Origin of the sequence: Streptomyces cellostaticus (assembly GCF_001513965.1) — a bacterium.
Taxonomy (GTDB): Bacteria; Actinomycetota; Actinomycetes; order Streptomycetales; family Streptomycetaceae; genus Streptomyces; species Streptomyces cellostaticus.
The window spans coordinates 37,106-49,425 of record NZ_KQ948044.1 but is presented as its reverse complement, the minus strand read 5'-3'; the positions used below and the strand labels follow the sequence as shown (position 1 = coordinate 49,425).

The window sequence follows — 12,320 nt, the reverse complement described above, 5'->3', positions numbered from 1 at the left end:
GGCAGGAGGGCTTGCGCGGTACCGGCACGGCCGACTTGACACCGCCCCTTCGGGGCCCGTGAAGTGGGCGCTGACCTGGCTTTCCGTCGTGGCCGGGCGGGACATCGGGAGGTGCGGGTGGAGGCAGGGCGGGCCGAGGCGGTGGTGTGGCGCAACCGTGCGCTGACGCTCTTCGACCGGGTCTCGGTACCGGTCGCGGTGTGCGATGTGTACGGCTCGGTCGTGCTCGCCAACCCGGCGATGGCCGCCGAGTGCGGTACGACGCCGGGGCGGCTGCGGGGACAGGACGTGCTGGAGTTGTTCCGGCCGCAGGAGGCCACGCAGGTGAAGCGGATCGCCGAGGCGCTGCGGCTGCGGCGCCGCTCGCGCTACCAGGTGTCCGTGCGCTGGCGCGCGCCCGGCGGTGCGGAGCGGTACGGGGAGCTGACGGCGGATCCGGTGAGCGACAGCACTGACCAGACACCCGCCCTGCTGGTGATGCTGCGGGTGCAGGGCGAGCACGCCGTCCGCCGCGCGCCGGAGCCCGCTGCGGTCACCTCGGTGGAGGGCCGGGTGCTGGCACTGCTGGCCGGGGGCGCCACCACCGCCCGGGCGGCGCGCGAGCTCGGCCTCAGCAAGGACGGCGTCACCTATCACCTACGGCGCCTGTCGGCCCGCTGGGGCGCGGCCAACCGCACCGAACTGGTCGCCCGCGCCTACGCCCTGGGGGTTCTCACACCCGGGGTGTGGCCGCCGGAGGCGAAGGCCACCGAGGCGGAGTAGGGGCGCCTGCGTGGGGGGCGGGGCCATCGGGGGCGGGCTCGATGCAGGCTGGACCGTCGACGCAGGCAGGGCCATCGGCTCAGGCGGGGGCGGTGCGGGCAGGCACGGCGTCGGTGCAGGCAGGTGCGGAGCGGGCCGTGCCCGCACCCTCGGGTGCCCCGAAGCGGGCGAGGGTGTGCCACACCATCTTCAGGTCCTGGAGGTCGTACCGGCCGGTGCGGGCCGCGTCGCCGATGACGCGCGGGGTGAGGAGCCCGCGCTCGGCGATCCGGGCGCCGAGGTCGGCGTACTCCGGGCCGCGGTAGTCGGCGTGACGGCGCAGTTCCGCGACCGTGAGCCGGTAGCCGGGGTGCCATGCGAGGGGGAAGGGCAGGCGCCGGGCCGCCGCCTCCACGGGCGTGTCCCGGTAGCTCGCGTCGAGTACGAGCGCCTCGACGTCCCGGGCGAGCAGGACGCCGCCGTGCACATGGCTCTCGATGTAGTCGTTGAGGGCGTCCTGCTCGTCCGCCTCGGCGAGCGCGACGAGGGGCATGGCCGGGGCCACGCCGAAGTCGGTGGGCTCGGCGGCGCTGTCCGGGTAGCAGAAGGTGGCCCGGGCCAGGACGGGGCCGGTGAGCGCCAGGTACGAGGAGCCGAAGCGCGGGGCCGCGCCGACCACCTGACGGCGGAAGTTCAGCGCGCCGTACACCGGCCGCTCCGCCGGGTCCGCATCGTCGTACGCACCGCCGAAGATACGGTTCTCCCAACGCCAGCGGTCGCCGCCCGGGTGCGCGGTGAGCCCGCCGTTGCTGGTGCCGGTGACGAACTGCGAGTGGTAGGCACCGTCCCGGGCCAGCGCCTCCAGGATCGGCACCGAGGCGGACAGCCGGTCCGGGTGGAAGTTGAGAGTGATGCGCACGCCCGAATCGAGCGGCGGCCCTGACACCCCCGCGGCCACATGATCCAGCGCCCGCCGGGCGCGCGGCGGCAGCACATCCGGGAAATCCATTGGCCCACCCTCCCCTTGGCTACCTAGGCTAGCCATGAACCTAGACCCCCTAGGTTCATGGCGCAGAATCCGGAAGGACCCCCCATGAAGTCCCTCACCGAGCAGGACATCCGCAACTCTTTCATCAACTGCTCCAAGGGGGAGGCCAAACGCCTGGCGGTCCCCCGTGATCTCGATGAACACCCCTGGGAGGACCTGGACTTCCTCGGCTGGCGGGATCCCGGGGCGCCCGACCGAAGCTATCTCGTCACCGAGCGGGACGGCGGGCTCGTCGGTGTCGCCCTGCGCTTCCCGGCCGCGCGGCGCGGATTCCTGCACCGCAGCATGTGTTCGGTGTGCCTGACCACGCATCCCGGCGGCGGGGTGTCGCTGATGACCGCCCGGAAGGCGGGCGCGGCGGGCCGCGAGGGCAACTCGGTCGGGGTGTACATGTGCACCGACCTGGCGTGCTCGCTGTACGTACGCGGGAAGAAGGTGCCGGAGTCCGGGGGCCGGTTCGAGGAGAGCCTGACTCTTGAGGAGCAGATCACCCGCACGACGGGCAACCTGTCCGCCTTCGTCGACAAGCTCTACGCCTGACGCTCCAGGGGGCCGCTCAGCCGCCCGGGGTGAGCACGATCTTGCCCCGGTGGCCCCGGCTCTCCAGCCGCTCGCACGCGGCGCGCGCCCCGGACAGCGGCAGCACGGTCTCGACCGGCACCCGGGCAGGCGCCCGCGGCCACCCGTCGGGACCCCGGCTCGCGCCCCAGCTGGGGTCCCGGCGCCGGCCGGCGCGCCATCCGGCGCGTGCCGCCCTGGTGGCCGTGGCCCGGGCCGCCGTCCGCTGCGGCAGCCTCGCGAAGGTCGTCGGCTACCGGCCGCGCACCCGGGCCGCCTCGACGCGGTGAGGGCGGATCAGTACGTCATCGGTGCGGGCGAGCGGGGCGTCCGTGCGGCGGTGTCAAGGCTGCTGATCGGCCCCGGGGCGCAGCCATGCGACTGTGCTCCGTTCCGCTCGTGCGGACAGCCCCCGGCCGCAGCGGGGCTGCGGGCACGGCAGGGGCATGACGACGACGGCTGCGCGGTCGCGGCGGCCGTCGGGACGCGGTCGTCGCTCAGGACTCCGCGGGCGTCCAGTGCGGGTCGCGGCCGAGGAAGGCCAGGAGTGAGCCGGCCGCATCGCCGGTCCCGGACAGGGCGACCTCGAGGGCGAACACGTGGTAGGAGGCGCGGAGATGGGGCACCAGCCGGTCCGCGGCCGGGCGGATGCCCGCGGCCGGCTCCGGCGCGAGCGGCCGGTCCTGGCGGGTGGCCACGGCGATGTCCCAGGCGTGCACTGCGGCGTCCATCGCGGCCGCCGCCGCGGCGAGCCGCAGGGGCAGCGGGCCCAGCGGGGTCGGCACCGACTCGGCGTCGGCGGGCAGCTGCGCGTACGCCTCGGCCACGGCGTCGAGGACCTTGGTCAGCTCGTCCGCCGGGTCGCCGTCGAGGACGTCGGCCGGCTGAAAAGGATCGGCGTCGGGCCGACCGCCGGTGAGCGTGAGGCCGTACGCCTGCTGGTCGATACGCGCGTGGTTGAGCACCTGCCGTACGGTCCACTCGGCGCAGGGAGTCGGCGCGCCCCACGCCTCCTCCGGTACCGCGGCCACCACCTCGCGCAGGTAGGCATGCGCCCGGTCGAGTACCTCGACACCCTCGAAAGCCTGGTTCGCACCCATCATCTTGCCCTCATGCCTTCCCTTGACCGGCGAGATCACTGTAGAAGTCGTTGCGGACAGATACGGTCCTCGATCAAACAACGTTCGACCCGCCTCCGGAACGGGAACAGGCCAAGGGATGCACGACGCACACAAGTGGAGCGAGAAACTCCTGCGCCTGGTGGGACGCCGCCGGGAGCCGGTGGTCGTCCAGACGCTGCGGTCGGCCGCCGCGGCGACGATCGCCTACGTCGTCGCGCTGCGCCTGAGCCCCGAGCCGGCCCCGCTGACCGCGCCCCTGACCGCGCTGCTGGTCGTCCAGGTCACCTTCTACGCCACGCTCACCAATGGCATCCGCCGGGTGAACTCGGTGGTGGCCGGGGTGCTGGTCGCCATCGCCTTCAGCCTGCTGGTGGGGCTGACCTGGTGGAGCCTCGCGCTGCTGATCGTGGCCTCGCTGGCGGTGGGACATCTGGTGCGCGTGGACGAGTACGTGGCCGAGGTGGCGATCAGCGCCATGCTGGTGCTCGGGGTCACCACCGTCGGGTTCACGGCCTGGGCGCGGATCGTGGAGACGCTGATCGGCGCGGTCGTCGGGATGGCCTGCAACCTGCTGCTGCCACCGCCCGTGTGGGTGGACGAGGCCGGCCAGTCGATCGAGGGACTGGCACGCCGGGTGCGGCAGCTGATGCTGCGGATGGGCGAGGAGGCCGCGGGCCGGACCCCCTGGGAGCGGGCCGCCGAGCGGCTGCACGAGGCGCGCCGGCTGGACCACGACATCGTCCAGGTGGACGCGGCGCTGCGGCAGGCCGAGGACAGTCTGCGGCTCAATCCGCGCGTCAAGGAGGGCCTGCTGCACCGGGTGGTGCTGCGCACCGGACTGGACACCCTGGAGATCTGCACGGTCGTCCTGCGGGTGCTGGCCCGCTCCTTCACGGACCTGGCCAAGGCCCGCGGGCCCGAGGAGCTGTTCCCGCCCCGGGTCGGGGCGACCGTGGAACAGCTGTTGTCCGAGATCGCCGACGCGGTCGTCAGCTTCGCGGTGCTGGTCACCACCCACCTGCGCGAGAACGCCGAATCGGCCGAGGCGCGGCTCACGGCCGAGCTGACCACGGCGGCCGGCACCCGCGACCGGCTCGCCGAGCTGCTCCGGGAGGAGGTCCGCGAGGGCTCGGCGAACTGGCACCTGATGGGCGCCGTACTCACCGAGGTGAACCGGATCATCGACGAACTCGACACCGAGCACCGCACCGGCCGCCTGCTGGAGGAACTGGACCGGGTGTCCCGGGAACACCGGGCGAAGCTGCCGAAGATGAACCGGCTGCGCGAGCGCCTCGGTGTCCAGGAGGAGCTGTGGCGGAACCGCACCGGGGTCGGCGAGCGTTTCCGGTGAGGGAGTGCCGGGGCGGGGCCGGCACCTTGAGGCGAGGGAGCGGGCCGATGGCCGAGGCCGCCGTACGGATCGACGGGAACACGCTGCGGCTGCCGGGCGGTGTGGCGGTGCGGTTCGTCCGCACGCTGCGGCTGCCCGAGACGGGGACGCATCCGCTGCCGCCGGGGCTCGGCGAGTTCCCGGTCCGGCGGGTGGCCGACTACGCCGACCGGGTCCCCGAACGGTGGCGGGCGCGCGGCGGCGTGATGCTGCCGGTGTATCTGCGCGAGGCGATGTGGCTGAGCTTCGCCGGTACGGCGGAACCGGCCGCCCTCCAGGTCGGCGTGGGCAAGGTGTGCGCGGTCTCCGGCAAGCCGTGGCGTGACCGCCTCTCCCGCGCCCCGCAGAACTACGTGGTGCTGCCCCGCCAGCCCTGGCTGGACGGCATCAACTCCGGCACGGGAACGGTCCGCCAGTTCGTCGCGGTGCCGCTCGGTCTGGGCGCGACCGTGGAGGGTCAGGTCACCGGCGAGGAGGTGTGGGGCGGAGTCCAGTTGCAGTCCTTCCCGCTGAAGGAGGAGGTCCTGGCCGACTGGCGGCGCCGGGAGCGGGAGCGGCGCCGGCCGCCCCGGTGGGGCGGGGCGGCCGGCGGCTACGGCGGGCCCGTGCCCGTGGCGGCGGCCGCCCCCGGCGGACCCCCGCCGCCTGCCGCGGCCGCGCCTCAACGGCGCGCGGCGGCCATGGGCCTGGGCGTCGGCGGCTCGATGCGCCAGGAGGTCTACCAGGACGACCGGCCGCTCACGGACTGGTCCGAGACCCCCGCCGGGCGGGTCTTCGTCCATCTGGTCACGCCCCCTGAGTGGCGCCGCATCACGGGCGAGGCGCCCCCGCCGTCGCCGGTGGACCGGGCGGCGTACACGAGCGCGGGACTGCCCTGGTACGACTACTACGACGAGGACGCCGAGGACCTCGCTCCCACGGATACCCTGGAGGCCGTCAAGCCGGTCGGCGACTGGCTCGGGGACGACCTGGAGCCCTGGCAGCAGCCGTCCGCGGGCCAGGTGACACCGCTGAAGGACGCGCCGGGCAGGCCGGTGGAGGGCGGGGACTGGTAGCCGACCCTCGCCGTTGCACACCATGCAACAGCCGTTGCTCGTCTTGCCTTTGACGGTGAATCCGCGCCAAGGTGGCTGTCACGACCGGGGCGAGTGACGACCTGAGGTGCGGCATGGACACGGATGCGCGGGCGGCACGGCGAGGCTGGAGCAGACGCCGGTTCGTCGGGGCCGCGGCGGGCACGGCCGCGGTGGCGGCGATGCCGGCACCGGCGTCCCCGCCCGCGGACGGCGCGCCGGCGGCCGAGGAGCGGCCGGCTGCGCAGCCGCCTCGGAAGGACTCCCGCCCCCGCCCGCTCCACCTCGGCACCTACACCTCCGTCGAGGGCGGCGGCACCGGGATCGGGCTGGCCTGGTACGACCCGGACACGGGCCGGATCACCGGCTCGGGGACGCTCACCGGGGTGCCTGACCCGTCGTACCTCGCGCTGCACCCGGACGGCCGGACGCTGTACGCGGTCGACGAGCGCCAGGACGGGGCGGTCACCGCGGTTCGCCTGGCGGACCGGCGGATCCTGGGCTCCCGGAGTACGGGCGGGGCGGGGCCCTGCCATCTGTCCGTCCACCCCGGCGGCCGCTGGCTGCTGAGCGCCAACTACCAGTCGGGCAGCGTCGCGGTGCACCCCGTCGACGCCTCAGGCGCCCTCGGCGAGCGCACCGAGCTGGTCACGCACTCGACCCCGCCACCCGGCCCGGGCCAACAGGGCCCGCACGCCCACCAGTTCATCACCGCCCCCGACGGCGGTCATGTCCTTGCCGTCGATCTCGGCACCGACACCGTCTACACCTACCGCCTCGACCAGGCGCAGGGCACGCTCGCCGAGGTGGCCCAGGCGCACACCCGGCCCGGCGCGGGCCCGCGTCATCTGACCTTCCATCCGGGCGGCCGGTACGCCTACTTGGCCAACGAGGTGGACGACACGGTCGCCGTCTGCGGCTACGACCCGGACACCGGCCGCCTGACGATCGGGGACCCGCAGCCCACGGGCTCGGCGGGCGGCACCAACTACCCGGCGCAGCTCCTGGTGACCGCGAACGGCTGCTACGCCTTCCTCGCCAACCGCGGCCACAACAGTATCGCGCGGTACGCCGTCGAGGCGGACGGCGCCACGCTGCGGCTGCTCGGCACGGTGCCGGTGGCCGGGGACTTCCCGCGGCAGATCGCCTTCGCGCCGGACGGCCGGCTGCTGTTCGCGGCGAACCAGCGCTCCGGCACGGTCAGCGTCTTCCACGTGGACACCACGAGCGGTGAACTGAGCCTGGCGGGCGAGCCGTTCGCGTCACCCGTCGCCGTCTGCGCGCTGCCGCTCTAGGGCCTGTCCGGCGGATCATGCCGCAGACGCGGGGGCTGGCACGCACTCCCCACTGCCTCAAGGGCGTGGGGGCACCCCCAGCCGCGTTGTCGTCACTCTCCCCCACGCTCGGCCTCGCTCGAGCGGGAGGTACCTCCATCGCTCAGCGTCGACGCCCTCCTCCGTCTTGCAGCTGCGCGCTCCCCCACGCTCGAATGCGCTCGCGCTGGGGCACCCCCATGCCCCCGCTCGGGTCGGCCGATCAGCCACCGTTGCCTCCCTGCGACTTGATCCGCCGGACTGGCCCGAGCGCACGGGGGCAGGCGGCGGCGCTCGCCTGCGCCAGCAGCGCGTGCATGCGCTCGGTGAGCTGCGTGACGTCGTCGGCGGGCGTGTGGAACGGCAGCCGTACGTCGCCGTGGGCGCGGGTGCGTTCGATGCGGAGGGTGAGGCCGTGCCGGTCCACGGCGAGGGGCACCACCCGGGTCGCGGCCTGCAGGCTCTCGGGCTGCACGAGCCGGGTGAGCCGCTCGACGGCGTCCGGGTGGGCGTCGGCGAGGTGGGTCAGCAACTGGGCCTCGGCTCCGGCCAGCGGGTCGGGCCGGGCGGCGGCGAACTCGCCGGAGTCGACGAGCACGGCACCGGACGGCTGCCGCAGCACCACCCGGGTCGGCCGGAAGAGCAGGGGGCCGTCGGCCGGGGCGAACCAGCCGGCCAGCCACAGCCGGGCACGGATCCGCCGGCGCACCGGGACGGGGGCCACGTCCGCGAACTCCAGCACGGCGGACGGCTCCCCGCGCGGAGCGCACAGGGCGGCCGCGAGCAGGGCGCTGTCCTCGGGCACACGCAACAGCACCTCACCGTCGTCCGTCACGGAGTGCGCGCCCACGTACTCCTCGCGGGCACCGTCCGCGGTCACCTGGCACGACCATGCGGCGGCCAGCACCGACCGTGCCCGCTGCGCCGGACCGGGTTCGGCCGCCCAGTCCTGGGTGTCACCCATCCTCGACCTCCTTAGGTAAGCCTTGCCTAACCTATCGAAGATCCGGGCGCACGCCAACCATGCCCCACCAGGACGAGGACTCAGGCGATGACACCCAACAGGGCACGCGCACACAGGTCGCGCACCTGCTCCAGGGTCAGCTCGCCGTCGCGCAGCCACTCCAGGCAGACGGCCGTGGTGAACGCGAGCCAGCCGCGCACGGCCAGCCGCACCTGCGGAGCGCTCTCGAAGACGGGCCCGAACTCGGGGTCGGCCGCCAGGGCGGCGAGGATCTGCTGCTCCTGGGCAGCAAGAGCCCGCTGGTAGACGCGGCGTACGGCCTGGTCACCGGCGGCGTCGGCGCGATGGAAGGCGCGGAAGCCATGGGCGTGGGCCTGGACGTAGCCGAGGTAGGTGTCGAGGCCGGTGCTCAGCTGCTCGCGCACCGGCACCCCGGGCACGGCCGCCGTCATGCGCAGCATCCGCTCGCTCTCGCGCTCCACTACCGCGGCGAAGAAGTCCCGCTTGGTCGGGAAGTAGTGGTACAGCAGCCCGCGGGAGACGCCGGCGATCTCGGCGACCTGCTCGATCCACACCTCGTCGTAGGGACTCTCCGAGAACAGGCTCGCCCCGACCGACAGCAACTGCTCACGGCGTTCCTCGGTGCTGAGTCTGCGACGGACGCGCTCCCCCTGGTTCGCGGGCATGACGTCACTTTACTTGACGCCGGTTCAACAAGCGGCCCACACTGAACCGCGTTATTGAACTCACATACAACACGTGGGGTCCCAGGTTCAACCATCCGCTGGATCAAGGGAGATCGCGCCATGGCGGAGACAACGGAGACCGGGCTGCCGAAAGGTTTCCGCGGTGCCGAGCAGGGCTGGCCCGAACTGCACCGCATCCCGCATCCGCCGCACCGGCTGCCCCTGCTCGGCGACGTGCTCGGCGTCGACCGGCGCCGACCCCTTCAGGACTCCCTGCGCCTGGGCCGCCGGCTGGGTCCCATATTCCGGCGCCGGGCGTTCGGGAACGAGTTCGTGTTCCTGTGGGGCGCGCGGCTCGCCGCCGATATGGCCGACGAGTCCCGGTTCGCCAAGCACGTGGGCCTCGGGGTCGCCAATCTGCGGCCGGTCGCCGGGGACGGGCTGTTCACGGCGTACAACCACGAGCCGAACTGGCAGCTGGCGCACGACGTCCTGGCGCCCGGCTTCAGCCGGGAGGCCATGGAGGGCTACCACGGCATGATGCTCGCCGTCGCCGGGCGGCTGACCGGCCACTGGGACCGGGAGCTGGCGGCCGGGCGGGCGGTGGACGTGCCCGGCGACATGACCAAGCTGACCCTGGAGACGATCGCCCGCACCGGGTTCGGGCACGATTTCGGCTCCTTCGAGCGGGAGCGGCCGCACCCCTTCGTGACGGCGATGGTGGGCACGCTCACCTACGCGCAGCGGCTGAACAGCGTGCCCGTGCCGCTGGTCCCGCTGCTGCTGCGCGGCGCTTCCCGGCGCAACGCGGCCGACATCGCCCACCTGAACCGCACGGTCGACGACCTGGTGGCGGACCGGCGCCGGTCCGGCGGCGGGGACGGGGACCTGCTGGACCGCATGCTGGAGACGGCCCACCCGCGGACCGGGGAGCGGCTGTCGGACCAGAACGTCCGCAAGCAGGTGATCACGTTCCTGGTGGCGGGCCACGAGACCACCTCGGGCGCGCTCTCCTTCGCCCTGCACTACCTCGCCCGGCACCCGGAGGTCGCCGCCCGGGCCCGCGCCGAGGTGGACCGCGTCTGGGGCGACACCCCGCAGCCCGGCTACGACCAGGTCGCCAAGCTGCGCTACGTCCGCCGGGTGCTGGACGAGTCGCTGCGGCTGTGGCCCACCGCGCCCGCCTTCGCCCGTGAGGCCCGCCAGGACACGGTGCTGGCCGGGGAGCACCCGATGCGGCGCGGTGCGTGGGCGCTGGTGCTGACGCCGATGCTGCACCGCGACCCGGAGGTGTGGGGCGAGGACGCCGAGCGGTTCGACCCGGACCGGTTCGACGCCAAGGCCGTACGGGCCCGTCCCGCGCACACCTTCAAGCCGTTCGGGACCGGCGCGCGGGCCTGCATCGGCCGCCAGTTCGCCCTGCACGAGGCGACCCTCGTCCTCGGCCTGCTGCTGCGCCGCTACGAGCTGCGGCCCGACCCGGACTACCGGCTCCGGGTCACCGAGCGCCTGACGGTGATACCGGAGGGGCTGCGACTGCACCTGGAGCGGCGTACCGCGCCCGCGCGCGCCGCAGCGCCCGTCACGGTCCCGGACGACGGCTCCGGGTCAGCCGCCCGCTGTCCAGTGCACCGGCCGGCTGACTGACTCCGGCAACCGGGTCCCGGCACTGCCACGCGCAGCGTTCAGCTGCGGCTGGGTGAGGAAGAAGGCGCCGGTGAGGTCCGCGTCGGTCAGGTCGGTGTCGCGCAGGTCGGCGCCGATCATGTCCGCTCCGCGCAGGTCGGCGCCGGTGAGGTCGGCGGCGATGAGGTAGGCGCCGCGCAGGCTGGCACCGCGCAGGTCGGCGCCCCTGAGCCGGGCCCCGATGAGGTCGGCGCCCCGGCGGTCCTTCGCCTTGCCCTTCTGGCCCTTCTTGCCCTTGGGGCCGGCGACGCTCGCCCGGGCCAGCTCGCTGGAGCGCAGCAGGAGCACGTTGACCTCCTGCCGGTGGGCGGCCACGTCAAGGGCGGCCAGCTCTTCCGGGGTCTGCCGGGTGAGCCGCTCGGTCCGTTCCAGGGCCCGGCGCAGGTCGGCGTGGACGGGCCCGGCGGCGTCGAGGCCCAGCGCCTCCGTCAGGTACCAGAGCAGTTCGTGCAGCTGGCGTACGACCGGGAACACGTCGAACATGCGGCGGGCGTGCTCCTTCGGCGCCGTACGCCAGTCCTGCCCGCCGAAGGTGATCTGCGAGACCTTCTGTCCGGCGCCGAAGCAGTCGTAGACCGTGCAGCCGGTGAAGCCCTTCGTGCGCAGGTCGGCGTGGATGCCGCAGCGGTGGTCGCCCCGGAGGTTCGGGCAGGGCTTGCCCGCGGGCTTGTCGAGGGCGAAGTCCGCGGAGGCGGCGAAGGGCAGGGCGACGCAGCACAGTCCGAAGCACTGGGCACAGTCGCCGCGCAGGCTGGCGGGGTCGATGGTCTTGGTCTGGTCCGGCATGGCGTCAAGCCTACTGACCTGCGAAACCTTCCGGGGCCGAGGCGGCCCGGCCGGCCGTCAGGCCTCGAGCGGGGGCAGGTCCAATCCGGCCAGGCGTCCGGGATCGGCGAGGATGTACATGCCGGTGATCCTGCCGTCGGCGACCGTGAACGCCGTGACCGACAGCGGCTGCCCCTCGGGCGCGGTGACCACGCCCACCGCGCCGTTGACCAGCGCGAGCCGCGCGAATCCCGCGAACCGGGAGAACATCGCGGCCTGTTCGGCCACCGCCCGCGCTCCGCGTACGGCCTTGGAGGCGGCCGCGCCCCGGACCAGGGCGCCCGCGTCGGCGCGCAGCTCCACGTCCGGGTGGAGCAGGGCGAGCAGCGCCTCGAAGTCGCCGCCGCGCGAGGCCGCGAGGAAGGCATCGACCACCTGCCGCTGCCGGCCGAGGTCGGGGTCGGCGGCCGGGGTTGCCCCCTGCACCCGGCGGCGGGCCCGGCTGGCCAGCTGCCGGGTGGCGGCCGGGGTGCGCTCCACGATCGCGGCGATGTCGTCGAAGGGCACGGCGAACATGTCGTGCAGGACGAACGCCAGCCGTTCGGCGGGCTCCAGCGTCTCCAGGACGACGAGGAGGGCGAGCCCGACCGAGTCGGCCTCCAGCACCTCGGTCTCCGGATCGACCCGGGACAGCGGCCGCACCAGCGGATCCGGGACGTACGTGTCGTCCATCGGCTCCTCGCGGCGCGCGCTGCGCGAGCGCAGCATGTCCAGGCAGACCCGGCCGACGACCGTGGTCAGCCAGCCGCCGAGGTTCCTGATCCCGTCCGCGTCGGTGCGGCCGAGCCGCAGCCACGCCTCCTGGACCGCGTCCTCCGCCTCGGCGAGCGAGCCGAGCATCCGGTAGGCCACCGCGCGCAGCTGTCCGCGGTGTTCCTCGAAGCGGTCGGCGAGCAGGTCCCTGCTGTTCATGTC

At 74.0% G+C, this 12,320-nt stretch carries 13 protein-coding genes; 7 read left to right on the top strand and 6 right to left on the bottom strand.

Going from position 1 to position 12,320, the window contains the following annotated elements:
- Positions 1 to 117 precede the first annotated feature (117 nt).
- On the top strand, positions 118 to 762 hold the full coding sequence (locus AQI88_RS35970) for a PAS domain S-box protein (protein WP_067007959.1): 645 nt from the start codon (positions 118 to 120) through the stop codon (positions 760 to 762).
- 79 nt (positions 763 to 841) lie between these two features.
- Here AQI88_RS35970 and AQI88_RS35965 read toward each other — a convergent pair whose 3' ends face one another.
- On the bottom strand, positions 842 to 1,750 hold the full coding sequence (locus tag AQI88_RS35965) for a DUF3626 domain-containing protein (RefSeq protein ID WP_067007957.1): 909 nt from the start codon (positions 1,748 to 1,750) through the stop codon (positions 842 to 844).
- A gap of 84 nt (positions 1,751 to 1,834) precedes the next feature.
- Here AQI88_RS35965 and AQI88_RS35960 point away from each other — a divergent pair, with 84 nt between their 5' ends.
- Entirely contained in the window at positions 1,835 to 2,329 is a 495-nt protein-coding gene (locus tag AQI88_RS35960) for an FBP domain-containing protein (protein ID WP_067007955.1), read from the top strand.
- A 29-nt stretch (positions 2,330 to 2,358) separates the two neighbouring features.
- Positions 2,359 to 2,637, top strand: coding sequence for a hypothetical protein (locus AQI88_RS47180; protein WP_067007954.1), 279 nt, complete (start codon positions 2,359 to 2,361; stop codon positions 2,635 to 2,637).
- Positions 2,638 to 2,844: 207 nt separating this feature from the next.
- Here AQI88_RS47180 and AQI88_RS35950 read toward each other — a convergent pair whose 3' ends face one another.
- Positions 2,845 to 3,450: a TIGR03086 family metal-binding protein gene (locus AQI88_RS35950; RefSeq protein WP_067008058.1), complete on the bottom strand. Its 606-nt coding sequence runs from the start codon at positions 3,448 to 3,450 to the stop codon at positions 2,845 to 2,847.
- 115 nt (positions 3,451 to 3,565) lie between these two features.
- Between AQI88_RS35950 and AQI88_RS35945 the strand changes: the two genes are divergently transcribed.
- The 3 genes from AQI88_RS35945 to AQI88_RS35935 all read left to right on the top strand — a co-directional run bounded on the left by AQI88_RS35945 (position 3,566) and on the right by AQI88_RS35935 (position 7,226).
- Positions 3,566 to 4,819, top strand: a complete 1,254-nt coding sequence (locus AQI88_RS35945) for an FUSC family protein (RefSeq protein ID WP_208615993.1) — start codon at positions 3,566 to 3,568, stop codon at positions 4,817 to 4,819.
- Between the two features lie 47 nt (positions 4,820 to 4,866).
- The gene (locus AQI88_RS35940; RefSeq protein WP_067007952.1) at positions 4,867 to 5,913 is read left to right on the top strand and encodes a hypothetical protein; all 1,047 of its coding nucleotides are present in this window, start codon (positions 4,867 to 4,869) and stop codon (positions 5,911 to 5,913) included.
- A gap of 113 nt (positions 5,914 to 6,026) precedes the next feature.
- Entirely contained in the window at positions 6,027 to 7,226 is a 1,200-nt protein-coding gene (locus AQI88_RS35935; RefSeq protein ID WP_079058024.1) for a lactonase family protein, read from the top strand.
- Positions 7,227 to 7,467: 241 nt separating this feature from the next.
- Here AQI88_RS35935 and AQI88_RS35930 read toward each other — a convergent pair whose 3' ends face one another.
- Together AQI88_RS35930 and AQI88_RS35925 are read right to left on the bottom strand one after the other, a co-directional pair.
- On the bottom strand, positions 7,468 to 8,208 hold the full coding sequence (locus AQI88_RS35930) for a DUF2470 domain-containing protein (RefSeq protein WP_067007950.1): 741 nt from the start codon (positions 8,206 to 8,208) through the stop codon (positions 7,468 to 7,470).
- A gap of 80 nt (positions 8,209 to 8,288) precedes the next feature.
- Entirely contained in the window at positions 8,289 to 8,894 is a 606-nt protein-coding gene (locus tag AQI88_RS35925; RefSeq protein WP_067007948.1) for a TetR/AcrR family transcriptional regulator, read from the bottom strand.
- Between the two features lie 120 nt (positions 8,895 to 9,014).
- Here AQI88_RS35925 and AQI88_RS35920 point away from each other — a divergent pair, with 120 nt between their 5' ends.
- Positions 9,015 to 10,541: a cytochrome P450 gene (locus tag AQI88_RS35920; RefSeq protein WP_067007945.1), complete on the top strand. Its 1,527-nt coding sequence runs from the start codon at positions 9,015 to 9,017 to the stop codon at positions 10,539 to 10,541.
- On the opposite strand, the gene AQI88_RS35915 is transcribed toward AQI88_RS35920, so the two are convergent.
- A complete protein-coding gene (locus tag AQI88_RS35915) occupies positions 10,503 to 11,366 on the bottom strand; it encodes a pentapeptide repeat-containing protein (protein ID WP_067007942.1) in 864 nt (287 codons plus the stop codon). The two genes, AQI88_RS35920 and AQI88_RS35915, sit on opposite strands and share 39 nt — an antisense overlap.
- Positions 11,367 to 11,423: 57 nt before the next feature.
- Entirely contained in the window at positions 11,424 to 12,317 is an 894-nt protein-coding gene (gene sigJ / locus AQI88_RS35910) for an RNA polymerase sigma factor SigJ (RefSeq protein WP_067007938.1), read from the bottom strand.
- Between the last annotated feature and the right edge of the window lie 3 nt (positions 12,318 to 12,320).

What these genes read in the sequence shown, in the direction of transcription:
- AQI88_RS35965 (WP_067007957.1), bottom strand. Translation starts at nt 1,750, where the DNA reads ATGGATTTCCCGGATGTGCTGCCGCCGCGCGCCCGGCGGGCGCTGGAT.
- AQI88_RS35960 (WP_067007955.1), top strand. Translation starts at nt 1,835, where the DNA reads ATGAAGTCCCTCACCGAGCAGGACATCCGCAACTCTTTCATCAACTGC.
- AQI88_RS35950 (WP_067008058.1), bottom strand. Translation starts at nt 3,450, where the DNA reads ATGATGGGTGCGAACCAGGCTTTCGAGGGTGTCGAGGTACTCGACCGG.
- AQI88_RS35945 (WP_208615993.1), top strand. Translation starts at nt 3,566, where the DNA reads ATGCACGACGCACACAAGTGGAGCGAGAAACTCCTGCGCCTGGTGGGA.
- AQI88_RS35940 (WP_067007952.1), top strand. Translation starts at nt 4,867, where the DNA reads ATGGCCGAGGCCGCCGTACGGATCGACGGGAACACGCTGCGGCTGCCG.
- AQI88_RS35935 (WP_079058024.1), top strand. Translation starts at nt 6,027, where the DNA reads ATGGACACGGATGCGCGGGCGGCACGGCGAGGCTGGAGCAGACGCCGG.
- AQI88_RS35930 (WP_067007950.1), bottom strand. Translation starts at nt 8,208, where the DNA reads ATGGGTGACACCCAGGACTGGGCGGCCGAACCCGGTCCGGCGCAGCGG.
- AQI88_RS35925 (WP_067007948.1), bottom strand. Translation starts at nt 8,894, where the DNA reads ATGCCCGCGAACCAGGGGGAGCGCGTCCGTCGCAGACTCAGCACCGAG.
- AQI88_RS35920 (WP_067007945.1), top strand. Translation starts at nt 9,015, where the DNA reads ATGGCGGAGACAACGGAGACCGGGCTGCCGAAAGGTTTCCGCGGTGCC.
- AQI88_RS35915 (WP_067007942.1), bottom strand. Translation starts at nt 11,366, where the DNA reads ATGCCGGACCAGACCAAGACCATCGACCCCGCCAGCCTGCGCGGCGAC.
- sigJ (WP_067007938.1), bottom strand. Translation starts at nt 12,317, where the DNA reads ATGAACAGCAGGGACCTGCTCGCCGACCGCTTCGAGGAACACCGCGGA.